Consider the following 21,489-nt stretch of genomic DNA (forward strand, 5'->3'; position numbering starts at 1 on the left):
ACGGCCCGTCGTACTGCGGTCCATCTCACACCGGGATTTCCCGATTTTCTGCTATTTCGTGGAACCTGTCCCCTCCGAGATCGCCTCTCCCCCGGCGAGAAGCACTGCCTTGGAGGTTTTTCCGTTGTTCGCTGCACGTCGGCCCGTACGCCCCGCCGCCGCTCCCGGCCGCCCGGTCCGGTTCGTCCTGACCGCCGGGACCGCGGTGCTCGGTCTCACGCTCACCGCCTGTTCCGGGGCCGCCGCGTCGGACGCGGCCGCGGGCGGTTCGGCCGGGGCGGCGCGCGGGGCCGAGATCTCGGTGAACCTCCGGGGCGACGCCGCCGCTCCGGGGAAGCCGGTGAAGGTGACGCTCGGCAGCGGAAAGCTGAAGTCGGTCGCGGTGAGCGCGGACGGAGGGGACGCGCTCACCGGCCGGATATCCGCCGACGGCCGGACCTGGACGTCGGACCGGGTGGCCGCGCCCGGCACCGCGTACCGCGTCGAGGCGAGGAACACCGAGGGCGGCAGCGGCAAGGCCGCCTTCACCACCTCGGCCGCCGACAAGGTCAACAAGCTGACGCTGGCCCCGGGCAGGAACACCACGGTCGGCATCGCCCAGCCGCTGTCGGTCGTCTTCGACAACCCGGTGAAGGACCGGGCCGCGGTCGAGAGGGCCCTGAAGGTCACCACCTCGAACGACACCGAGGGTTCCTGGGGCTGGCTGCAGGACTACTCCGGCAAGGACCGGGTCGACTGGCGGCCCGAGAAGTACTGGAAGTCCGGTACGAAGGTCACGCTCGAAGCCGATCTCAACGGCGTCGACTCGGGCCCGTCCGGCGGCTGGTTCGTCCGTGACTACCGGACCACCTTCACGATCGGCGACGAGCAGGTGGTGAAGGTCGATCTGGACCGGCACCGGCTCGCGTTGCAGCGGGGCGGGAAGACCGTCCTGGACGTGCCCATGTCGGCCGGTACCCCCGGTGGCGAGAAGGCGTCCTGGCGCGGCACGGCCGTGCTGATGTCCAAGGAGGGCACGATCAACATGCGTTCCGAGACGGTCGGCCTCGGCAACGCCTACGACAAGATGGTCGACTCGTCGATGCGGCTGACCTGGTCGGGGATGTACGCCCACGCGGCGCCGTGGAACGCCGCGTACTTCGGCTCGGCGAACCGCAGTTCGGGCTGCATCGGGATGAGCGACGCCGATGCCGGTGCGCTGTACGGGCAGGTGCGGCCCGGCGACCCGTTCGAGATCACCGGCGCGGACGCCAAGGGCACGGTCGCGGAGGGCAACGGCTACGGGGCGTGGAACGTGTCGTGGGCCGACTGGCGGGCGAAGAGCGCGCTGTAACGGGAGGAACGGGCCCCTTGCGGGGCCGCGGGCCGTCGGGAGCGACTCCCGGCGGCCCGCGGCCCGGCGGGAGCGCGGAGCCGGCGCGGACGCCCGCCGACGTACGCCCCGAGGGGCCGCCCCGGGGCGGGCGGCGCCGTCGGCCGCCGTACGTCGAGCGCGGCCCGGCCGGCACGCAGCTGACCTTCTTCTCGCCCGGAAAGGGCCGTCGCACGGATCCGTCGTCCCGCGCGAGAAGTGATCACCGGCTGCTGCCGACGGGGCACTGCTCCTCGGGGACCGCCTCACGGCGGGCCCCCGCTACTGCACTCCCGGCAGCAGCGTTCCTGGTTCGGCCGGTGCGACCTCCACGGCCTTCATCTTCGGATTGCGCCGCTCCCGCTCGGCCACCCAGGTCGCGAACCAGGAGAGCAGCATGCACATCCCGATGTAGATCGGCGAGATCACCATCACCACGGGGATGAAGGGAAGATCGTAGTCGAGGTTGGACGCGATGAGCTTGCCCGCGTGGAGGAACTCCTCGTAGGTGATCAGGTAGCCGAGCGAGGTGTCCTTCAGCGCCACGACCAGCTGGCTGATGATGGTGGGCAGCATGGCCCGCACCGCCTGCGGGGCCAGTACGTAGGTCATGACGTGCGTCTTGCGCATCCCCAGGGCGTACGCGGCCTCGCGCTGGCCGCGCTCCACCGAGTTGATCCCGGTGCGGAACACCTCGGCGAGCACCGAGCCGTTGTACAGGGTCAGCCCGGTGACCAGCGCGGGCAGCGGCTGCACCTTCAGCGCCACGAAGATGAAGAAGATCATCACCAGTACGGGCATGGCCCGGAAGAACTCGACGAACACCGCCGCGACCCATCGCACGGCCCGGTGCTCGGAGAGCCGCCCGATGGCGAGCACCGCGCCGAGCAGCAGGGAGAGCACCGCGGCGTACGCGAACGCCTTGAGGGTGTTGCCCAGTCCGCGCAGCAGCAGTTCCTGGATGCCCTTGTACGTGAAGGGGGTCCACTTGGCGGCGGTGAACTGGCCGGTGTCGAAGAGCAGGTAGACGATCCAGCCGAGCAGGGCGAGGATCAGCGCCGTCGAGACGATTCCGTAGGCCCTGTGCCGTCTGCGGGCCATGGGGCCCGGGATGTCGTAGAGCGCGGTGGCGGACGGTGCGGTGCGGGTGGTCATCGGGCGACTCCCCAGCGCTTCTCCAGCACGTTGAAGAGCGCACTGATGGACAGGGTGATGATCAGGTAGCCGACGGCGATCCAGACGAAGGACCAGATGATGCTGTAGCCCAGCTCGTTGAGGGTCTTGTAGGTGCCGAGCAGTTCGGTGACGCTGAACGCGCCGGCGATCGCGGAGTTCTTGGCGAGGGCGATCAGTGTCGAGCCGACCGGCGGGATCACCGACCGGAACGCCTGCGGCAGCACCACGGCGTTCAGCGTCTGGCCGAACGTCATCCCGAGGCTGCGTGCCGCCTCGCCCTGACCCCTCGGCACGGTGTTGATGCCCGAGCGCAGCACCTCGCAGATGAACGCGGAGGTGTAGCAGCCGAGTGCGAGGACCGCAAAGACCTGGAAGGGGAGCACCAGGCCGAAGCGGGGCAGTCCGAGCAGGACGGCGAAGAAGAGCAGCGTCAGCGGGGTGTTGCGCAGCACCGTCACCCAGACCGTGCCGAGCACCCGGAGCGAGCCGACGGGGGCCACCCGGCAGGAGGCCATGAAGAAGCCGAGGAGCAGGGCCAGGATCGAGGAGTAGACGGTCAGTTCGACCGTGCCCAGGAAGCCCTTGCCGTAGAGCGAGAAGTTCTCGGTGAGTACGTCCATGGTCGTGGTCCGCCCTCTCAGGTCGCCGGGTAGCGGTCGATGGGCGGCGGGGTCGGCGCGGGGACCCCGGACAGGCCGAGCGTGGCCTCGAACGCCTTCTTCCAGTTGCCGTTCTTCTCGTTGGCCTCCAGGGCGTCGTCGAGCGCGAACCGCAACGCGTTGTCGCTGCGCGGGACCCCGATGCCGTACGGCTCCTCGGAGAACGGCTTGCCGACCACCTTCATCTCGTCGGGCGCCTTGGCCGCGAAGCCCAGCAGGATGGCGTCGTCGGTGGTGACGGCGTCGACCTGGTAGGTCAGCAGGTTGTCCACGCAGATCGAGTACGTGTCGTAGGAGACCAGGGTCGCCTTCGGGTAGTCGGCGGCGATGCGCTGGTACGGGGTCGATCCCGCGGCCGAGCAGACCGTCTTCCCGGCCAGGTCCTGCGGGCCGTGGATGTCGTTCTCGTCGGTGCGGACGAGGAGGCTCTGCCCGGCCATGAAGTACGGCCCGGCGAAGCCGACGAGCTTCTTGCGCATGTCGTTGATGGTGTAGGTGCCCACGTAGTAGTCGATCTGTCCGTTCTGCAGCGCCGTCTCGCGGTTGGCGGAGGCGATGGTCCGGAAGCGGATCGTCTTCGGGTCGAAGCCGAGCGAGGCCGACATCATCCTGGCGATCTCGATGTCGAAGCCCGAGTAGACGCCGGTGGCGGGGTCCTTCTCGCCCAGGTAGGGCTGGTCCTCCTTGGCCCCGACCCGGAGGTATCCGCGCTTCTTCGCCTTCGTCCAGGTCGGTGAGCCGGGCAGCCGGAAGCCGGTGTCGACCTTGTACACCGGCAGTTGTTCGGGTTCGGGCCCCTTCACCGGCGGGCTGCCCTCCTTGCCGCAGCCGGCGGCGGCGAGGGCGGCCAGCAGGAGGCCGGCCAGGGCTCCCAGAACTCTTCTCGTACGCAACACGGAGCCCCCGTCAGTGCTTGAGGATCTTGGACAGGAAGTCCTTGGCGCGGTCGCTCTCCGGAGCGGTGAAGAACTCCTCGGGGCTGCGGTCCTCGACGATGCGCCCGTCGGCCATGAAGACCACGCGGTTGGCCGCGGAACGGGCGAAGCCCATCTCGTGCGTGACGACGACCATCGTCATGCCGTCCCGGGCGAGCTGCTGCATGACCTCCAGCACCTCGTTGATCATCTCCGGGTCGAGCGCGGAGGTCGGCTCGTCGAAGAGCAGTGCCTTGGGGTCCATGGCGAGGGCGCGGGCGATGGCCACGCGCTGCTGCTGGCCGCCGGAGAGCTGGGCGGGGTACTTGTCGGCGTGCGCGGCCAGCCCGACCCGCTCCAGCAGTTCGCGCGAGCGCCGGTCCGCCTCGTCCTTCTTCCGCCCGCGGACCTTGAGCTGGGCGAGCGAGACGTTGGCCAGCACGGTCTTGTGCGCGAAGAGGTTGAACGACTGGAAGACCATGCCCACTTCGGCCCGGAGGTCGGCCAGTCCCTTGCCCTCCTCGGGGAGGGGTCTGCCGTCGATCGTGATGCGTCCCGACTCGATGGTCTCAAGTCGGTTGATGGTCCTGCAGAGCGTCGACTTGCCGGAGCCGGAGGGTCCGATGACCACCACCACCTCCCCGCGGCCGACGGTGAGACTGATGTCCTGCAGTACGTGCAACTGTCCGTAGAACTTGTTGACGTCCCGCAGCTCGATCAACGGATCGACGGCCATACGCTGCCCTACCCACTTTTCGCTGTGCCGAGGTCAGCGCAAACTAACCAGCCCGAAAAGGGACTTCATCATCGACACGCACAAATGGTGCATAAGGCTTCTTGTCCGGTTGTAGGGAAATCTCTATCCCTCGGCCGACTCCGAGTACACCTGCGAAAGCTCGGGGCTGCCGGAGATCGCCCAGTCCAGACCCGCCTCGACCACGTCGATCTCCCGCCCCGAGGCGAGCCGCACGACGGGCTGCCCGCTGGGCCTGATGCTCCAGGCCGCGCCGGAGACGTTCCGCACCAGCACCGTCCCCAGGTACAGGCCCGCGTCGTTGCCCAGCCAGGGCAGTTCCTCGGGGTCGTCGCGCCAGCGCGGCGGCAACTGGTCGAGGGCCGCCAACGAGGCCGGGGTGTCGTCGAGTCGGAGCCCGCGCTCCCCCACCCGGACACGCAGCAGCTCGCACTCGGCGAGAAGCTCGGCCACGCCCTCGGGATCGGTGGCGACCACGGAGGCGAGCCCCGTCCCCCGCGTGCCGTCGTGACGCTTACGCCAGTTGTCCAAGAAAGGGATGTTCATACCGCTCAGGGTCGCATCCCCGGTATGTCGCGCACCACAGGGCGCGCGGCTCGGCTCCCGAGTACCCGACCGGCCCCGGTGCCCGTCCGCGCGCGGGCGTTCCGGGCTCCCGGCCGAAAGAGGTGGAGGCCGGACGCCCCGGCTGGTAGTTTCGCGTCCATGTCCAGCCCCGAGTCCGACAGAGGCTAGCCACCGGTCCGCCGGTGGCCGATCCGTCGTCGAATCGATCCCCTGGGGCCCCATACCGGTCCCGGATCGTCTGCGTCCGGCTGCCGCCGCAGGACCGCCACGGTGCGGGGCTGCGCTCTCCCGATGCGCCCGTGATCGCGTCCGTACGCGACACGACGACGCGCGCGTTCCCCGGCTCCGGCCTCCGCCGCCCTGCCGGATCACGTCCCGGACGCTCCCGGACGTTCTTCCGTGTCGCCGCCCGTCACGACGGGCGGGCGCGGGCCCGCACCCCCTGCCCGGTCCATCCATCAGCCGTCCATGGGGTTCCTTCATGCCATTTGCCGTATACGCCCTCGGGCTCGCCGTCTTCGCCCAGGGCACCTCCGAATTCATGTTGTCCGGTCTGGTCTCGGACATCGCCTCCGATCTGCAGGTGTCCATCCCGGCCGCGGGCCTGCTGACCTCAGCCTTCGCGATCGGGATGATCGTCGGGGCGCCGTTGATGGCGCTCTTCAGCCGCTCCTGGCCTCGACGTCGGGCGCTGCTGTTCTTCCTCTGCCTCTTCGGCGCCGCCCATGTGGTCGGCGCGCTCACCCCCGACTACGGGGTGCTCCTGGCGACCCGGGTCGTCGGGGCGCTGGCCAACGCGGGCTTCTGGGCCGTGGCCCTGGTGACCGCGGTCTCCCTGGCCGGGCCCGGGGCCCGCGCCCGCGCCACCTCGGTGGTGGTCGGGGGCGTCACCCTCGCCTGCGTGGTCGGGGTGCCGGCCGGTGCGGCGCTGGGCGGCCACTGGGGGTGGCGGTCCGCGTTCTGGGCCGTGGCCCTGGTCTGCGTGCCGGCCGCCGTCGTCATCGCCGGGGCGATCCCGGCGGGGCGGCCGGAGCCGGTCCCCGTCCGGGCCGGTGCCGAGCTGCGGGTCCTGACCGGGCGGCCCCTGCTGCTGACCCTGCTGACGAGCGCCCTGGTGCAGGGGGCGACGTTCTGCGCGTTCTCCTACCTCGAACCGCTGGCCACCCGGGTCACCGGGCTCGGGGACGCCTGGGTGCCGGTGCTGCTGGCGCTGTTCGGGCTGGGTTCGTTCCTCGGGGTCACCGCCACCGGCCGGTACGTCGACGCGCGGCCGGTCGTCTGGACCGCCGCCGGGCTGGTGGCGCTGACCGTCGGCTGGGCCGGGTTCGCGCTGACCGCGGGCAGCCCGCTCGCCGCGGTCGTGCTCGTCCTCGTCCAGGGGGCGCTCGCGTTCGGCACCGGGACGGCGCTGATCTCGTGGGTGTTCCGGCTGGCGGCCGACGCGCCGACCCTGTCCGGTTCGTTCGCGACGGCCGCGTTCAACGTGGGAGCCGCGCTCGGGCCGTGGTTCGGCGGGCTGGCGATCGACGCGGGGTTCGGCTTCCGGTCCCCGCTGTGGGTCAGCGCGCTGCTGATGGTCCTGGCGCTGGGCACTGCCGCGGCGCCGGGCATCCGGCGGGTCGCCGGACACGGCCGGGACGGGGTCGCCGTGCTCTGACGGGCGGTTCGTGGCCCCGCCCGGCGCTGAACGGGCGGGGCCGTCCTGTTCTCTGCAAGCAGCCAGCAAGCGGGATAAGGACAGGAACCACGCTAGCGGCGACCACTGACAACGCCGTCCGAAAGCCGTGCCCCCGCCCGCCGGGCGGGGGCGCTCCACCGGGGCGGCGGGGCCGTCAGAGGCCGAGGTCCACCACCACCGGGGCGTGGTCGGAGGCACCCTTGCCCTTGCGCTCCTCGCGGTCCACGTAACTGTCCCGAACCGCCGCGACGAAGGGCTCGTTGCCGTAGACCAGGTCGATGCGCATGCCCTTGTTCTTCGGGAAGCGCAGCTCCCGGTAGTCCCAGAAGGTGTACGGGCGGTCGTACTTGAGGGGGCGCGGCACGACGTCCGACAGCCCCTCCTCGCGCAGGGCCGCGAGGGCGGCGCGCTCGGCCGGGGTGACATGGGTGGCGCCCTCGAAGAGCGCCGGGTCCCAGACGTCCTCGTCGGTGGGGGCCACGTTGAAGTCGCCCAGCACGGCGAACGGCTGCGAGCCCGCGGCGTCCGCCGCGACGGCCTTCTGCAGCGCCTCGAACCAGCGCAGCTTGTACGCGTAGTGCGCGTGCTCGACCTCGCGGCCGTTGGGCACGTACACCGACCAGAGGCGGACCGGGCCGCAGGTCGCCGAGACCGCCCTCGGCTCCTGCGCGCCCTCGTAGTCGGGTCCGTCCGGCAGGCCCGTGACGACGTCGGACAGGCCGACGCGGGAGACCAGTGCCACGCCGTTCCACCGCCCGGTGGCGTTGACCGCGGACTCGTAGCCGAGCTCGCGGAGCGCGTCCGCCGGGAACTGTTCGGCGGCGCACTTGGTCTCCTGGATGCACAGCACGTCCGTGCCGGTGCTCTCCAGCCAGGCCAGCAGCCTCGGGAGCCGGGCGGTGATCGAATTGACGTTCCAGGTGGCGATGCGCATGGGGCTAAACCTAGCGGCTGCCACCGACAGCCGCCGGTCCGGCGGCGGTCACAGGCCGGTCGAGTCCCCCGGGGCCAGCCGGCCGTGGTCGGCGCCGCCGAGGCCACCGATCTGGTGGTCGTAGATCGGGCGGGCGAGATCGGTGAGCAGCGCGTCGTGGATGTCGATGGCGCGCCGCGGCCCGACCTCGCGCACGTAGTCGATGACCTCGGAGATCTTGTTCCAGGGGGCCATCACCGGGAGCATCAGGGTGTCGACCGGCCGGTCCGGGACGGTGAGCGCGTCGCCCGGGTGGAACACCGAACCGTCCACCAGGAAGCCGATGTTGGTGATCCGGGGGATGTCCGGGTGGATCACCGCGTGCAGCTCGCCGTGCACCTGGACGTCGAAGCCCGCCGCGGTGAAGGCGTCGCCGTGGCCGACGGTGTGGACGCGGCCGGGGAAGGCGGCGGAGAGCCGCTCGGCGACGCTGCGCAGGGTCCAGACCTCGACGGCCGGATCGGCCTCCAGTCCGGCCCGCAGCCGTCCCTCGTCGAAGTGGTCGGCGTGCTCGTGCGTCACCAGGATCGCGTGGGCGCCGACGGCGGCGTCCTGCTCCGAGAAGCCGCCCGGGTCGATGACGAGCGTCCGCCCGTCCTTCTCCAGGCGGATGCAGGAGTGCGTCTTCTTGGTCAGGGTCAGGTGTGCGGGGTTCTCGGCGTTCATGGGCCCCATCCTGCTACGGACGGGGCGTCGTTTCTTCCCGGATGACGCCCTGGGCGATGGTGAAGGCCGCGTTCGCCGCGGGCACGCCGCAGTAGACGGCGGTCTGCATCAGCACCTCCTTGATCTCGGCCGGGGTGAGCCCGTTGCGCAGGGCGGCCCTGACGTGGGCGGCCAGGCTCTCCATGCGACCGGAGGCGATCAGCGCGGTGAGCGTGACACAGCTGCGGGTGCGGCGGTCCAGCCCCTCCCTGGTCCACACCTCCCCCCAGGCGTAGCGCGTGACCAGTTCCTGGAAGTCGCCGGTGAAGTCGTCGGCGGCGGCCGCGGTCGCGTCCACGTGGCCGTCGCCCAGCACCTCGCGACGCACCTTCATCCCGGCGTCGTACGGGTCGGGGCGTCCGGCCGTGTCGGGCTGCGGCTGCGGGACGGCCGCGGTGATCTCCGCGACGGGCAGCACGGGGGCGGAGAGCTGCGGGACGGCCGACGGGACGGGGATGCCCGCGAGGGTGTCCTGCCAGGCCGTGGAGAAGTGGGTGAGGAGCAGGTCGGTGACGGCTCCGGGCTGCTCGACCGGCGCGAGGTGGGAGGCGCCGGGGACGAGGGCGAGCCGGGCGTCCGGTATGCCCGCGACCAGGATGCGGGCGTCGCCCGGTCCGGTGACCCGGTCCTCGGAGCCGACCAGGGCGAGGGTCGGGACGGTGATGCGGCCGAGCTCGCCGCGGATGTCGAAGGCGGCGAGGGCCTCGCAGGCGGCGATGTAGCAGCCGGGGTCGGTGGTGCGGACCATCTGGACGGCCCAGTCGACGATGGCCGCCTGTGCGGCGGCGAACCCGGGGGTGAACCAGCGCTCCGGCGCGCTGCGCGCCATCGGCTCCAGACCGTTGGTGCGGACGACCACCCCGCGCTGGCGGAACTCGTCGGCGCTGCCGAACCGGGCCGAGGCGGCGACCAGGGCCAGCGAGGCGATCCGGTGCGGGTGGCGCAGCGCGAGGTCGGCACCGATCGCGCCGCCGATGGAGCAGCCCGCGTACCCGAAGCGCCGGACGCCGAGGCCGTCGAGGGTGGCGACCAGCCGGTCGGAGAGCTCGCCGATGGCGGTGGCGGGGTGCGCGGGGGCGCCGCCGTGGCCCGGGAGGTCGTAGCGGAAGACCCTCCAGTGCCGGGTGAGCTCCGGCACCTGGCGGTCCCACATGTGCAGGGAGGTGCCGAGGGAGGGTCCCAGGACCAGGATCGGCGCGTCCTCGGGCCCGTCGAAGCGGTACTGCAGGGTTTCAGTCGTCGTCTCACTCACCCGCCCACGCTCCCATATCTCACGTTTCCGGTGGGAGAGGGGTCGGGACGCTCGCCGGACCTCCGCATGCGTGCGGTGCCGGACGAAGATCCTCCACATCCGGTCCCGCGTTCCGCTACTCGGCCTCCCGCCGCCCGGCAGCCCGCGCCGGGAAGAGGGCGGACCAGCACTCCTCCCCCTCGCGCCGCTCCCGGGCCCGCAGCAGCCGGGACCGGACGGCCAGACACGCCACGGCGGTGACACCGGCCACCGCCGGGAGCACGGCCAGACCCGGCGCCACGGGCAGGAGCAGCAGGAACAGGGTGAGGGTGACCGTTCCCCACCCGGTCAGTACGGCGGCCGCGGCGGGCCGCCGGGAGCGCGGCCGGTCCTGGCCCGCCCGCAGGTCGACGCAGGCGGGCAGGTACCAGACGTTGCCGGCGGCGAGGAGCGCGACGACTCCTGCTGCCAGTACTCCGTGGGACATCGGCGGCGCTCCTCGGGAAACGGCTCGCGGGGCGGGCGGGTCAGTGCGACGCGGTGGCTTCGAGTGCGGTGATCTCCGGGTGGTGCAGGTCGAAGGCCGGGGATTCGCTGCGGATGCGGGGCAGGGAGGTGAAGTTGTGCCGGGGCGGCGGGCAGGAGGTGGCCCATTCCAGGGAGCGGCCGTAGCCCCAGGGGTCGTCGACGGTGACCTTCGTGCCGTACTGGCTGGTCTTCCAGATGTTGTGGAAGAAGGGCAGGAACGACAGTCCGAGCAGGAACGATCCGATGCTGGAGAGCGTGTTGAGGGCGGTGAACCCGTCGGCGGCGAGGTAGTCCGCGTACCGGCGCGGCATTCCCTCGGCCCCCAGCCAGTGCTGGACGAGGAAGGTGAGGTGGAAGCCGACCGTCAGCGTCCAGAACGTGATCTTCCCGAGCCGCTCGTCGAGCATCTTCCCGGTGAACTTCGGCCACCAGAAGTGGAATCCGGCGAACATCGCGTACACGACCGTGCCGAAGAGCGTGTAGTGGAAGTGCGCGACGACGAAGTACGAGTCCGAGACGTGGAAGTCGAGCGGCGGCGACGCCAGGATGACCCCGGTCAGTCCGCCGAAGACGAAGGTGATCAGGAATCCGGTGGTCCACAGCATCGGTGTCTCGAAGGACAGCGAGCCCTTCCACATCGTGCCGATCCAGTTGAAGAACTTCACCCCGGTCGGGACGGCGATCAGGAAGGTCATGAAGGAGAAGAAGGGGAGCAGCACCCCACCGGTCACGTACATGTGGTGGGCCCAGACGGTGACGGAGAGTCCGGCGATGGCGATCGTCGCGGAGACCAGGCCGATGTAGCCGAACATCGGCTTGCGGGAGAAGACCGGGACGATCTCGGAGACGATCCCGAAGAACGGCAGGGCCAGTACGTAGACCTCGGGGTGGCCGAAGAACCAGAAGAGGTGCTGCCACAGCAGCGCGCCGCCGTTGGCGGGGTCGAAGATGTGCGAGCCGAATTTCCGGTCCATCTCCAGTGCGAAGAGCGCCGCGGCCAGGACCGGGAAGACCAGGAGGATGAGGACGGCGGTCAGCAGCACGTTCCAGGTGAAGATCGACATCCGGAACATGGTCATTCCCGGGGCGCGCATGCAGATGATGGTGGTGATGAAGTTGACCGCGCCGAGGATGGACCCGAAGCCGGAGAGCGCCACGCCCATGATCCACATGTCGGCGCCGATTCCCGGCGAGTGCGTGGCGTCGGACAGCGGGGCGTAGGCGAACCAGCCGAAGTCGGCGGCGCCCTGCGGGGTGAGGAAACCCCCGGCGGCGATCAGCGAGCCGAAGAGGAACAGCCAGTACGCCAGCATGTTCAGCCGCGGGAACGCCACGTCGGGCGCGCCTATCTGGAGCGGCATGAGCCAGTTGGCGAATCCGGTGAACAGCGGCATCGCGAACAGCAGCAGCATCACCGACCCGTGCATGGTGAACGCCTGGTTGAACTGCTCGTTGGACATGATCTGCGTGCCGGGACGGGCCAGTTCGGCGCGCATCACGAGCGCCATCGCGCCGCCGACGAGGAAGAACACGAACGCGGTGACGAGGTACAGCGTGCCGATCTGCTTGTGGTCGGTCGTGGTGAGCCACGAGACGACGATCCGCCCGCGGGAGGCACGTTCCGGCCGGCCGGGGCCGGGGGGCAGGGGCCCCTGCGCGGGGGCGGCTCGATTGCCCTGCTTTTCCATTGCGTCCACCGGACCGTGTCCTCCAGCTCTTGCGTTCCACGAGCGCTCCCCGGCCGCGGGGAGGGCGGCGGGGAGCGGCCGGGAAGGTCCGGTGGATCACGAGGGGACGGGCCGGACCTTCCCGGCCGCACCATGGTGGCCGCGCCCTCCGGGGCCCTCCAGGGACCGACGGGCACCGTCGGCCGGGACGACCGGCCCTACTCGCCGGCCCCGCGGGTGGCCGACCGGCCCCACCGTCCGGCCGCCGGCTCCGGCGGCTGCCGTAGGCTGACGGGCCGTGGACCGGTCCCAGCCCCGCGGTGATCCGGTGAGCGATTTCCCGGCATACGGCACACGGAACCTGAGAGCGGCACCCCGATGACAGAGACAGCACCCACGGTGCCCGGCCTCCCCCGTGAGACCCCTTCTTCCGGCTCCCCCGCCCCGGCCGGGGCCCACTGCCCCCGTCCGGCGGCCTGGCCGCAGCCGAGCCGGCCGGACCGGATGCGCAGCCTGCTGGACGCCGTGATGAGTCTGGGGCGGGGCCTGGAACTGCCCGAGGTGCTGCGCGGCATCGTGGAGGCCGCGGTGACCCTGACCGACGCGGAGTACGGGGCGCTCGGCATCGTCGGGGACGGACAGAAGCTGCTGGAGTTCCTGCCGGTCGGCATATCGGAGCAGATGGCCGCCGAGATCGGCCAGACGCCGTGCGGGCGCGGCATCCTCGGTGAGCTGATCCACCGGCCGCAACCGCTGCGGCTCACCGATCTCAGCAGCCATCCGCGCAGCTTCGGCTTCCCGCCCCACCATCCGCCGATGCGCACCTTCCTCGGGGTGCCGGTGCGGGTCCGGGACGAGGTGTTCGGCAATCTCTACCTCACCGAGAAGCGGGGCGGGGCGGACTTCGACGCCGACGACGAGGCGGTGCTGACCACCTTGTCGATCGCGGCCGGGGTGGCCATCGACAACGCCCGCATGTACGACGAGAGCCGTCGCCGGGAGCGGCGTCTGGAGGCGCTCGGCGAGATCACCCGCACCCTGCTGTCGGGGACGGACGCCGACGAGGTGCTGCATCTGATCGCGGAGCGGGCGATGGAGGTGGCGGGGGCGGACCGGGCCGCGATCCTGCTGCCGACGCCGCCCGCCACCGGGTCCGCGGACGCGGCCGACGCGCGGCTGACCGTCGCGGTGGCCCACGGCAAGGACGCCGGACGCGTCACGGGGCTGTCCGTCCCGGCACGGGGGTCGCTGGCCGGGCTCGCGGCCCGTACCGGGACGCCGGTGCACTGCGCCGACGTACGGACCGACCCCCGGGCCCATCCGTTCGGCGACGGCGCCGAGGAGGGGCTCGGGCCGGTGGTGACGGTGCCGCTGCGGGTCGACACGGGGGCGAGCGGCGCGCTGCGGCTGGGGCGGCCGGTGGACCGTCCGCCGTTCGACGACACCGAGATCGCGCTCGTCTCGGGCTTCGCCGACCAGGCGGCCATCGCCCTGGAACTGGCCCGCAGGCGGGCCGAGTCCGAGGAGCTGGCCGTCATGCACGACCGGGACCGGATCGCCCGCGATCTGCACGACCTGGCGATCCAGCGGCTCTTCGCGACCGGGATGACGCTCCAGAGCACCACGCGTGCCATCGCGGACCGGCCGGACGCGGCCGAACGGGTCAGCCGGGCGGTGGACGATCTGGACACCACGATCCGGATCATCCGGTCCACCATCTTCGATCTGCGGACCGCGGAGCGGGCGGGCCGCGGCGGGCTGCGGCACCGGATGGCGGAGACCGCCCGTACGGCGGCGCACGCCCTGGGGTTCCAGCCCTCGCTGCGGATCGACGGGCCGGTGGACACCACGGTGCCGGACGAACTGGCCGAGCACCTGGTGGCGGTGGCCGCCGAGGCGGTGTCCAACGCCTCCCGCCACGCCCGTGCCACCCTCATCGGCATCGAGCTGTCGGCCGACGAGGTGGTGACGCTGGCCGTCACCGACAACGGCGTCGGCATCCGGGACGGCGTCGTGGCCGCCTCCGGGGCGGCCCCGGCGGCCGGCGAACCGGCGGCCGGCCGCCCCGGGGGGCTGGCCAACATGCGTACGCGGGCAGAGCTGTGCGGCGGTTCGCTGGCCGTCGAGCGGCCGGTGGACGGCGGCACCCGGATCGTCTGGCGCGCGCCGCTGCACGACTGAGGGCCCGTCCGGTCGCCGGGCCGCCCGGCGGGCCCCGCAGCGCGGGTCCTCAGCCCCTGCGGTCCTTGACCCGGCCGACGAGCATCGCGGCCTGGATGCGGCGGCCCACGCCCAGTTTGGCGAGGATCGACGAGATGCGGTTCTTGACGGTCTTCTCGGCCAGGAAGAGGCGTTCGGCGATCTCCCGGTTGGTGAGCCCTTCGCCGATGAGGTCCAGGATCTGCCTCTCCCGGGGCGTGAGGCCGTCCAGTTCCGACGCCTCGGACGGTTCGGCCGGGGGCTGTTCGGTGCCCCGCAGCCGTTCCATCACCCGGGCGGTGGTCCGCGGGTCGAGCATCGAGCTGCCCGAGGCGACCCGGCGCACGGCGGTGATCAGGTCGGCGCCGTTGATCTGCTTGAGCACATAGCCCGCGGCCCCCGCCATGATGGCGTCGAACAGCGCCTCGTCGTCGTCGAACGACGTCAGCATCAGGCAGGCGAGTCCGGGCATCAGGGCGCGCAGTTCCCGGCACACCTCGATCCCGGCGTGGTCGCCGCCCCGGTCGTCGCCGAGGCGTACGTCCAGCACCGCGACCTGCGGCCTGGTGGCCGGTACGCGCACCAGCGCCTCCCGGGCCGTGGACGCCTCGCCGACCACCTCGATGTCGCCCTCGGCCTCCAACAGGTCGCGCACCCCGCGCCGTACGACCTCGTGGTCGTCGAGGATGAAGACGCGCACGGGGGCCGCGGGCCGCGACGGGTCCGCGTCCGGCGGGGTCGCGCCCAGGGGGTCCGTGCTCGGCGGGGTCGTGCTCGGTGGGGTGTTCACGAACTCACTCACATCAGGCTCTATCGGTTCGGGGAGAGGGCCGGGAACAGTATGTGCCCGGCTCCGGAGGTGCTTGTGGCGGGGTGTCACGGCATGGTGAACGGCGTCTGAACAGGGCCGAAAGTCCCTGTTGCCGGGGGCCGGTCAGCGGGCGGGGTCCGGTGCCATACTGACGCCGCCAAGATCGTCCGGGCGCCACGGACATCTCCCTTCCGGCCACCCCCACTGCGCTGCATCAAGGAGCCCCCGGCCCATGAACACCTCCAGCGAGGACTACCACGCACTACTCGCACGGCACGACGCCATGCGGCTGCGACGACGCATCCTGGCGCCGGCCGACAGCCGTACGGACCGGTGGGGCGCCGAGGTCCCCCGGGCCTACGACGGCACGGCCGACCAGTTGCTGATCAGCGACTCGCTGGCGCTGGTGGCCCCGATGGAGGAGCTGATCGCCGAGCTGTACCGGGTCCTGTTCGAACGACACCCGTACCTCCGGGCGCTGTTCCCCGAGTCGATGGCGTTCCAGCAGGACCATCTCGCGTCGATCTTCCACTACTTGATCGGCAATCTGCACCGCACGGACGAACTGATCAGGGTCTTCGGCCAGTTGGGGCGCGACCATCGCAAACTCGGGGTCCGTCCGGCGCAGTTCGCGGCCTTCGAGGCGGCCCTCGTCGAGGCGCTGCGGCTGCGTGCCGGGGGCCGGTGGACCGGTGCGCTGGAGGACGCCTGGCTGCGGATGCTGGACCTGGCGGTCTCGGCGATGGTCCGGGGCGCGGACGAGGCGATCGCCGAACCGCCCAGCTGGGAGGCGACGGTGACCTCGCACGAGCTGCGCGCCCCCGGCCTGGCGGTGCTGCGGATCCGCCCGCACCAGCCCTACGCCTTCGAGGCCGGCCAGTACGCGTCCCTGGAGTCGCCGCTGCTGGAGCAGGCATGGCGCCCCTACTACCTGGCCCGCGCGCCGCACCCGGACGGCGAGCTGGAGTTCCACGTACGGGCCCGGGGTGCCGGCGGGGTGAGCGACGCGCTGGTGCACGGTACGCGGGAGGGCGGCACCGTCCGTCTGGGCGCGCCGCGCGGTGCGCTGGCCCTGCCGGACCACCTGCTCTCCGCGGACCTGCTGCTGCTCGCCTCGGGCACGGGCTGGGCTCCGATGAAGGCGCTGCTCCAGCGGATCGACGCGGACCGCTCCGGTGTGCACCGGGTGCGGCTGCTGCTGGGACCCGCCGGTCCGGGGGAGGCGGCGGGCGAGGAGATGTACGACGCGGCGTGCCTGGAGGTGCTGCGGCGCACCCGGCCCTGGCTGACCGTCGTCACGTCGGACGCCGCGGGGGCCTCCTTCGGGGACCTCGGGGCGCGGGCCCTCGCCCGGCAGCACGCCTTCGTGGCCCTCTCCCCCGAGACCACCGCGGCCGGGACGGAGCAGGCCGTCGCCGCCCGGCTGGCCGCCGCCGGGATACCGGACGCGCACATTCATCTCGACACCACCGGCATGGGAACGGTCACAGGAATGTCCGCCAGTACGGCCAGAAGCGGACTGCTATCAGCATGACGACGGCCAGGCACCAGGTCACCGGCACCACCAGCGGGAACTCCAGCGCCGCCGCGACCAGCGCGCGCGGCGCAGGCAGCACGCCGTGGCGCAGGTTGTGCACCGTGACGCGCCAGAACATGAAGATCGTGACCGCCCACACCAGCATGCACCACAGGCACAGGGCGCCGATCTCGTACAGGGCCTGGGTCATCAGCCACATGCAGAAGCCGACGCCGAACAGCATGCCGAGGTTCAGCCCCAGCCAGTACCAGCGCCGGTAGCGCGCACCGGCGAGCAGGCCCGCGCCGGTGCACAGCACCACCGCGAAGCCGATCAGCCCGATGAGCGGGTTGGGGAAGCCGAACACCGACGCCTGGTCGCTGGTCATCACGCTCGTGCAGGACACCACGGGGCTGAGCGAGCAGGCGGGCACGAAGCCGGGGTCGACGAGCAGTTCGATCTTATCGACCGTGATGACGAACGAACCGAGCAGCCCGAGCGCGGCGGTGACGACCAGCAGCCAGGCCGGTCCCCGCCCCGCTCCGGTGCGCTCCGGGGCGTGGCCGGTCCCGTTCCGCCCTCCGCCGTCGGCGTCCCCGTCGTCCTCCACGACGTGTTCCGACGGTTTCATGCCCGCCCCCGCACCGAGCCGTCCGGCCAGACGACCTCCACCTCGATGCCCCGCGCACGCGCGAAGGCGACCAGGTGGGCGGTGGCGTCCCGGCCGTCCGACGGCGATCCGTCCCACACCGCGAGCACCGTCCGGCAGGTCTCCACCAGCCGTTCGTCGGCACCGACGCACGCGTCCCGGTCGGCCGGGTCGAAGGCCAGCAGCCGTACGTGTTCGGCCAGGACCAGCAGTTCGCCCGCGGCCGAGCGGTCCGGCTCGGGCAGGGGGGCGGGCACCGCGCCCCGGGCCGGCAGCAGCACCGTCAGCTTCCGGCCCGCCTCCCGGGCGGCCCGCCCGAAGACCACCGGCAGCCCCGAACCGGCCCGCACCAGCGCGGCGGCCCCCTCCGCCAACCGGTCCAGCCTCGCCCTCAGTTCGGCTTCCACCAGCTCCAGGGTCGGTTTGCCGAGGTCCCTGTGCCCGACGACTGCGATCACCATGATTCCCTCCCGCGCGCACCTGCGGCGTGCGACGCATCGCAGTGAACCCATCGGCAGCCCGTGGCCACTAGGGCCGATCGGCCCCGGGTCGGTCGGCGACCGGCGGCCGGGACCGGACGAGGTCCCCTGCGGCGTGCCGCGGTTGTGCCCGTGCGGTGCTCACCCGGCCGTCAGGGACGGGAAGCGCACTCCGGTCAGCCGTTCCGACAGCTCCCACAGCCGGCGCCCGGTGGCGGCGTCCTTCGCGCGGGGCGCGAGGGTCACCCGCGTCGGCGCCCCGCGCAGTTCTCCCGCGCCGCCGGGCCCGATGAACTCGCCGCCGCGCACGCCCGGTTCGATCGCCGCGTACAGCTGGGAGAGCGCGCCGTCGGCCGGCTTCTGGGCCAGCGGGGACAGCAGGCGGCCGTACAGCAGTCGCACCGTTCCGACCGGCGTGCCCTTCTGGAGCCCGGTGGCGGTGTACCCCGGATGGGCGAGCACGCTCCGTACCGGGCTGTCGGCCCCGGCCAGGCGCAGGTGCAGCTGATGCCCGAAGACGGCGTTGGCCAGTTTGGACTGGTTGTAGTGGCCCATCGGGGAGTACGCACGCTCCCCGTCCACGTCGTCGAAGGCGATCCGGCCCTGCCGGTAGTTGGGCGAACTCACGGTGACCACGCGGGGGTCGACGCCCTCGGCCAGCAGGTCGAGCAGCAGGCCGGTGAGCGCGAAGTGGCCCAGATGGTTGGTGGCGAACTGCAGCTCGTGGCCCTGCGGGCTCAGGGTGCGGGGCGGTGCCATGATCCCGGCGTTGTTGACCAGCACATCGACGTGCGAGTGGTCCGCGCGCAGCGCGTCGGCGAAGGCGCGCACCGACCCGAGGTCGGCCAGGTCGACGTGGCGCACCTCCAACCGGGCGTCGGGGGTGTCGGCGGTGATCGTGGCGGCGGCCCGTCGGCCCTTCTCCGTGTCCCGCACCGCGAGGACCACCCGTGCTCCCCGCCGGGCGAGTGCGTGAGCGGTCGCGAGACCCAGTCCGCTTCCGGCCCCGGTGACGACGAACACCCGGCCGGTCTGGTCGGGGATCAGCCCGGCGTTCCAGCGTTCCTGTTTCATGCGGCACAGACTGACTGTACTGGCACTTGGTGTCAAGGAGATACCGAGTGCCGTATTCGGCACGGCATGTACCATGCGAGGGTGAGTACGCGATCCGATCTGAGCCTGGCCGAGCGCAAACGTCGGCTCGTCTCGGACGAACTGACCGAGGCGGCCCTGCAGCTGCTGGCCCTCAAGGGCTTCGACGCCGTCACCGTCGACGAGATCGTGGCGGCCGCGGGCGTCTCCAAGCGGACGTTCTTCCGCTACTTCGCGTCCAAGGAGGACGTCGTCGTCCAGTTCCTGGCCGACATGGGGGCGGACATGCGGGCCGCGCTGGCGGACCGGCCCGCCGAGGAGCCGCCGGCCGAGGCGCTTCGGCACGCCGTGCGGGTTCCGGTGACCACGTGTGCCGCCCACTCGGAACGGGCCCTGCGCGTGGTGCGGCTGATCCTGCGCACCCCCGCGCTGCTCGCCCGGTTCCTGGAGCGGCAGGACCGGTGGCGCGACGAACTCGCCGAGGAGCTCGCCCGCCGGGTCGGCCGCGACGTCGGGAGCGACCTCTACCCGCGCCTGGCCGCCGGGACGGCCCTGGCCGCCTTCCACGTGGTCCTGCGGCGCTGGAGCGAGAGCGACACGGCCCCGGACCCGGTGGCTCTCCTGGACGAGGCGTTCGACCTCGTAGCCCCGGCCCTCGGTCCCGCCCCGGGCACCCGCTGAGGGCTGTCGGACCGGGGGGGGCGGGCCCGCGGCGCTCCGTCGGAGCACCGCCCTTTTCCGTCAGGGGGTCGCCGCGGAGACCACGTAGACGACCGGGTTCATCGGGTCGGTCATGTTCACCATGATGTTCTGGGTGGGCCGGGGGTCCTTGTTGGTGTGCGTGGTGCCCGCCCAGTCGGTCCCGGGGTCGAAGGACCAGCCCGAGACCTCCCGGTCGCGGGCGCCGATGGTCACCTCGTCGGGCCGCAGGTCGCCCCGCCCGCTGCCGAGCCGGCTGAGGAACCGGTCCAGCCCGGCGGACGTGGTGCGGAACTCCACGTACAGCCGGCTGGCCTTCCAGTTGTTGGTCTCGTAGTACTGCACGTCCAGGGAGTTGCCGGGCATCGGGAGCTCGAAGATCCGGCGCTGCATCCGGGACGGCCAGCCCTCCCGGAGCCCCTGGGCGGCCGCCTCGGCCTCCTTGTTCTGGCCGGCGCGGCGGCTCTGGCCGGCGGAGATCAGCAGGTAGCCGGCCGGGATGCCGATGAGCAGCACGATGATGGTCGCCGTGATCAGACGACGGCGGATCATCCGGCGCCGGTCCCGCGGCGGCCGTTCGTCGTCGGGCGGCGGGGACTGGCGCGGCAGGACGGGGTGCTCGGCTGCGGTCATGTGTCTGCGGGTCCCTAGGAGGTGCGGGTGTTTCGCGTGTTGCGGATGGTGCTCGCGGCCTGGTCGTAGATCTGGGCGTACCGCTCGTACCGTTCGACGCGGCGGCGGTTGGTGCGGCGGAACCTGCGGGCCACCAGCCGGGCCAGGTCCGCGGCGCCGACCATACCCGCCTCCGGGCCGAGCTGGGCCTTCGCGATCCGGGCCTCGGGGCGGTAGCCGCGGCCGGTGAGGTGGCGCTTGAAGGCGTCCCTGGCGGGGCCGATGAGCAGGTCGTCGGCGGCGCTGACGCCACCGCCGATGACGAAGCAGGAGGGGTCGAGCGCGGCGGCCAGGTTGGCGATGCCGACGCCGAGCCACTGGCCGATGTCCTGGAGGAGTTCGACGCACATGGCGTCGCCCTCGCGGGCCAGTTCGGTGATGAGGGGGCCGGTGATGTCGGGGATGTTGCCCTTGACCCGCTCGATGATGCCGTGCGCGACCGGGGAGTCGGCCGCGGCCAGCTCCCTGGCCTCGCGGACCAGGGCGTTGCCGGAGCTGTACTGCTCCCAGCAGCCGCGGTTCCCGCAGGGGCAGCGGTGTCCGCCGGGCACCACCTGCATGTGGCCGAACTCACCGGCTACCCCGTACTTGCCGCGCTTGACCTGGCCGTCCTCCAGGATCGCGCCGCCGATGCCGGTGCCGAGCGTGATCATGACGAGGTGGTCCTCGCCGCGGCCCGCGCCGAAGCGCCATTCCGCCCAGGCGGCGGTGTTGGCGTCGTTGTCGACCATGACGGGGACGACGAGCCGGGAGGCGAGGGCGTCGCGCAGCGGTTCGTCGCGCCAGGCGAGGTGCGGGGCGAACAGCACCCGGGAGCGGTCCGCGTCGACCCAGCCGGCCGCCCCGATGCCGACGGCGTGCACGTCGTGCCGGTCGGAGAGGTCCAGGACCAGTTCGACGATGGTGTCCTCGACGACCTTGGGGCTCTTGGACTTGTCCGGCGTCTCGGTGCGCAGCTGCTCCAGGATGTTGCCGTCGGCGTCGACGACGCCGGCCATCACCTTCGTGCCGCCGATGTCGATGCCGACGGTGGGGACCCGGGGCGCCGTGAGGTGGGAGCGCCGCTCCCGGGTGCCCACGGTCCGCAGGACGGTGGCGCGGGCGGAGCCGCGGTGTGTGAGGTCGCGGTACGTGCTCATCGTCCCTGCGGGGTCGGGGAGCCGGGAGTG

Annotated in this window: 21 protein-coding genes; 5 read left to right on the forward strand and 16 right to left on the reverse strand. The window is 72.0% G+C overall.

What is annotated here, in order from left to right:
• Window positions 1-124 precede the first annotated feature (124 nt).
• Complete coding sequence (locus ACFYW1_RS00690; protein WP_388985238.1) at window positions 125-1,333, forward strand: Ig-like domain-containing protein; 1,209 nt, start codon at window positions 125-127, stop codon at window positions 1,331-1,333.
• A gap of 300 nt (window positions 1,334-1,633) precedes the next feature.
• On the opposite strand, the gene ACFYW1_RS00695 is transcribed toward ACFYW1_RS00690, so the two are convergent.
• From ACFYW1_RS00695 to ACFYW1_RS00715, 5 genes are all read right to left on the reverse strand, one after another.
• Complete coding sequence (locus ACFYW1_RS00695; protein WP_388985240.1) at window positions 1,634-2,506, reverse strand: amino acid ABC transporter permease; 873 nt, start codon at window positions 2,504-2,506, stop codon at window positions 1,634-1,636.
• Window positions 2,503-3,147 (reverse strand): amino acid ABC transporter permease, encoded by a 645-nt coding sequence (locus ACFYW1_RS00700; RefSeq protein WP_388985242.1) that lies wholly within the window; start codon window positions 3,145-3,147, stop codon window positions 2,503-2,505. The genes ACFYW1_RS00695 and ACFYW1_RS00700 overlap by 4 nt, the downstream gene beginning before the upstream one ends.
• 17 nt (window positions 3,148-3,164) lie before the next feature.
• On the reverse strand, window positions 3,165-4,082 hold the full coding sequence (locus ACFYW1_RS00705) for a glutamate ABC transporter substrate-binding protein (RefSeq protein ID WP_388985244.1): 918 nt from the start codon (window positions 4,080-4,082) through the stop codon (window positions 3,165-3,167).
• Between the two features lie 10 nt (window positions 4,083-4,092).
• Complete coding sequence (locus ACFYW1_RS00710) at window positions 4,093-4,836, reverse strand: amino acid ABC transporter ATP-binding protein (protein ID WP_388985246.1); 744 nt, start codon at window positions 4,834-4,836, stop codon at window positions 4,093-4,095.
• A gap of 123 nt (window positions 4,837-4,959) precedes the next feature.
• Entirely contained in the window at window positions 4,960-5,400 is a 441-nt protein-coding gene (locus ACFYW1_RS00715; protein WP_388985248.1) for a DUF6278 family protein, read from the reverse strand.
• A 502-nt stretch (window positions 5,401-5,902) separates the two neighbouring features.
• Between ACFYW1_RS00715 and ACFYW1_RS00720 the strand changes: the two genes are divergently transcribed.
• Window positions 5,903-7,078 (forward strand): Cmx/CmrA family chloramphenicol efflux MFS transporter, encoded by a 1,176-nt coding sequence (locus ACFYW1_RS00720; RefSeq protein WP_388985250.1) that lies wholly within the window; start codon window positions 5,903-5,905, stop codon window positions 7,076-7,078.
• A 175-nt stretch (window positions 7,079-7,253) separates the two neighbouring features.
• On the opposite strand, the gene ACFYW1_RS00725 is transcribed toward ACFYW1_RS00720, so the two are convergent.
• From ACFYW1_RS00725 to ctaD, 5 genes are all read right to left on the reverse strand, one after another.
• Window positions 7,254-8,033, reverse strand: coding sequence for an exodeoxyribonuclease III (locus ACFYW1_RS00725; protein ID WP_388985252.1), 780 nt, complete (start codon window positions 8,031-8,033; stop codon window positions 7,254-7,256).
• 48 nt (window positions 8,034-8,081) lie between these two features.
• Window positions 8,082-8,738, reverse strand: a complete 657-nt coding sequence (locus tag ACFYW1_RS00730) for an MBL fold metallo-hydrolase (protein ID WP_388985254.1) — start codon at window positions 8,736-8,738, stop codon at window positions 8,082-8,084.
• A 13-nt stretch (window positions 8,739-8,751) separates the two neighbouring features.
• The gene (gene pcaC / locus ACFYW1_RS00735; protein WP_388985256.1) at window positions 8,752-10,029 is read right to left on the reverse strand and encodes a 4-carboxymuconolactone decarboxylase; all 1,278 of its coding nucleotides are present in this window, start codon (window positions 10,027-10,029) and stop codon (window positions 8,752-8,754) included.
• 115 nt (window positions 10,030-10,144) lie between these two features.
• The gene (locus tag ACFYW1_RS00740; RefSeq protein ID WP_388985257.1) at window positions 10,145-10,495 is read right to left on the reverse strand and encodes a hypothetical protein; all 351 of its coding nucleotides are present in this window, start codon (window positions 10,493-10,495) and stop codon (window positions 10,145-10,147) included.
• Between the two features lie 40 nt (window positions 10,496-10,535).
• Window positions 10,536-12,224 (reverse strand): cytochrome c oxidase subunit I, encoded by a 1,689-nt coding sequence (gene ctaD / locus ACFYW1_RS00745; RefSeq protein WP_388985888.1) that lies wholly within the window; start codon window positions 12,222-12,224, stop codon window positions 10,536-10,538.
• Between the two features lie 483 nt (window positions 12,225-12,707).
• Between ctaD and ACFYW1_RS00750 the strand changes: the two genes are divergently transcribed.
• Window positions 12,708-14,384, forward strand: coding sequence for a GAF domain-containing protein (locus ACFYW1_RS00750; protein WP_388985890.1), 1,677 nt, complete (start codon window positions 12,708-12,710; stop codon window positions 14,382-14,384).
• A 49-nt stretch (window positions 14,385-14,433) separates the two neighbouring features.
• Here ACFYW1_RS00750 and ACFYW1_RS00755 read toward each other — a convergent pair whose 3' ends face one another.
• Window positions 14,434-15,150 carry a response regulator gene (locus tag ACFYW1_RS00755; protein WP_388985892.1) on the reverse strand — a complete coding sequence of 239 codons (717 nt, stop codon included), beginning with the start codon at window positions 15,148-15,150 and terminating at the stop codon, window positions 14,434-14,436.
• Window positions 15,151-15,445: 295 nt separating this feature from the next.
• Between ACFYW1_RS00755 and ACFYW1_RS00760 the strand changes: the two genes are divergently transcribed.
• Entirely contained in the window at window positions 15,446-16,747 is a 1,302-nt protein-coding gene (locus ACFYW1_RS00760; protein ID WP_388985259.1) for a globin domain-containing protein, read from the forward strand.
• Here the strand turns inward: ACFYW1_RS00760 and ACFYW1_RS00765 are convergent.
• The 3 genes from ACFYW1_RS00765 to ACFYW1_RS00775 form a co-directional block, all read right to left on the reverse strand.
• A complete protein-coding gene (locus ACFYW1_RS00765) occupies window positions 16,698-17,360 on the reverse strand; it encodes a vitamin K epoxide reductase family protein (RefSeq protein WP_388985261.1) in 663 nt (220 codons plus the stop codon). The two genes, ACFYW1_RS00760 and ACFYW1_RS00765, sit on opposite strands and share 50 nt — an antisense overlap.
• Window positions 17,357-17,836, reverse strand: a complete 480-nt coding sequence (locus ACFYW1_RS00770) for a hypothetical protein (RefSeq protein ID WP_388985894.1) — start codon at window positions 17,834-17,836, stop codon at window positions 17,357-17,359. Before ACFYW1_RS00770 ends, ACFYW1_RS00765 begins: the two co-directional genes overlap by 4 nt.
• Window positions 17,837-17,998: 162 nt before the next feature.
• Entirely contained in the window at window positions 17,999-18,931 is a 933-nt protein-coding gene (locus ACFYW1_RS00775; RefSeq protein WP_388985263.1) for an oxidoreductase, read from the reverse strand.
• A gap of 66 nt (window positions 18,932-18,997) precedes the next feature.
• Between ACFYW1_RS00775 and ACFYW1_RS00780 the strand changes: the two genes are divergently transcribed.
• Window positions 18,998-19,630: a TetR family transcriptional regulator gene (locus ACFYW1_RS00780; RefSeq protein ID WP_388985265.1), complete on the forward strand. Its 633-nt coding sequence runs from the start codon at window positions 18,998-19,000 to the stop codon at window positions 19,628-19,630.
• A gap of 60 nt (window positions 19,631-19,690) precedes the next feature.
• On the opposite strand, the gene ACFYW1_RS00785 is transcribed toward ACFYW1_RS00780, so the two are convergent.
• Window positions 19,691-20,281, reverse strand: a complete 591-nt coding sequence (locus ACFYW1_RS00785; RefSeq protein ID WP_388985267.1) for a hypothetical protein — start codon at window positions 20,279-20,281, stop codon at window positions 19,691-19,693.
• 14 nt (window positions 20,282-20,295) lie between these two features.
• Window positions 20,296-21,459 (reverse strand): ROK family glucokinase, encoded by a 1,164-nt coding sequence (locus tag ACFYW1_RS00790; protein WP_388985270.1) that lies wholly within the window; start codon window positions 21,457-21,459, stop codon window positions 20,296-20,298.
• Window positions 21,460-21,489: the final 30 nt, after the last annotated feature.

Origin of the sequence: Streptomyces sp. NPDC002669, from assembly GCF_042889165.1 — a bacterium.
GTDB lineage: Bacteria > Actinomycetota > Actinomycetes > Streptomycetales > Streptomycetaceae > Streptomyces.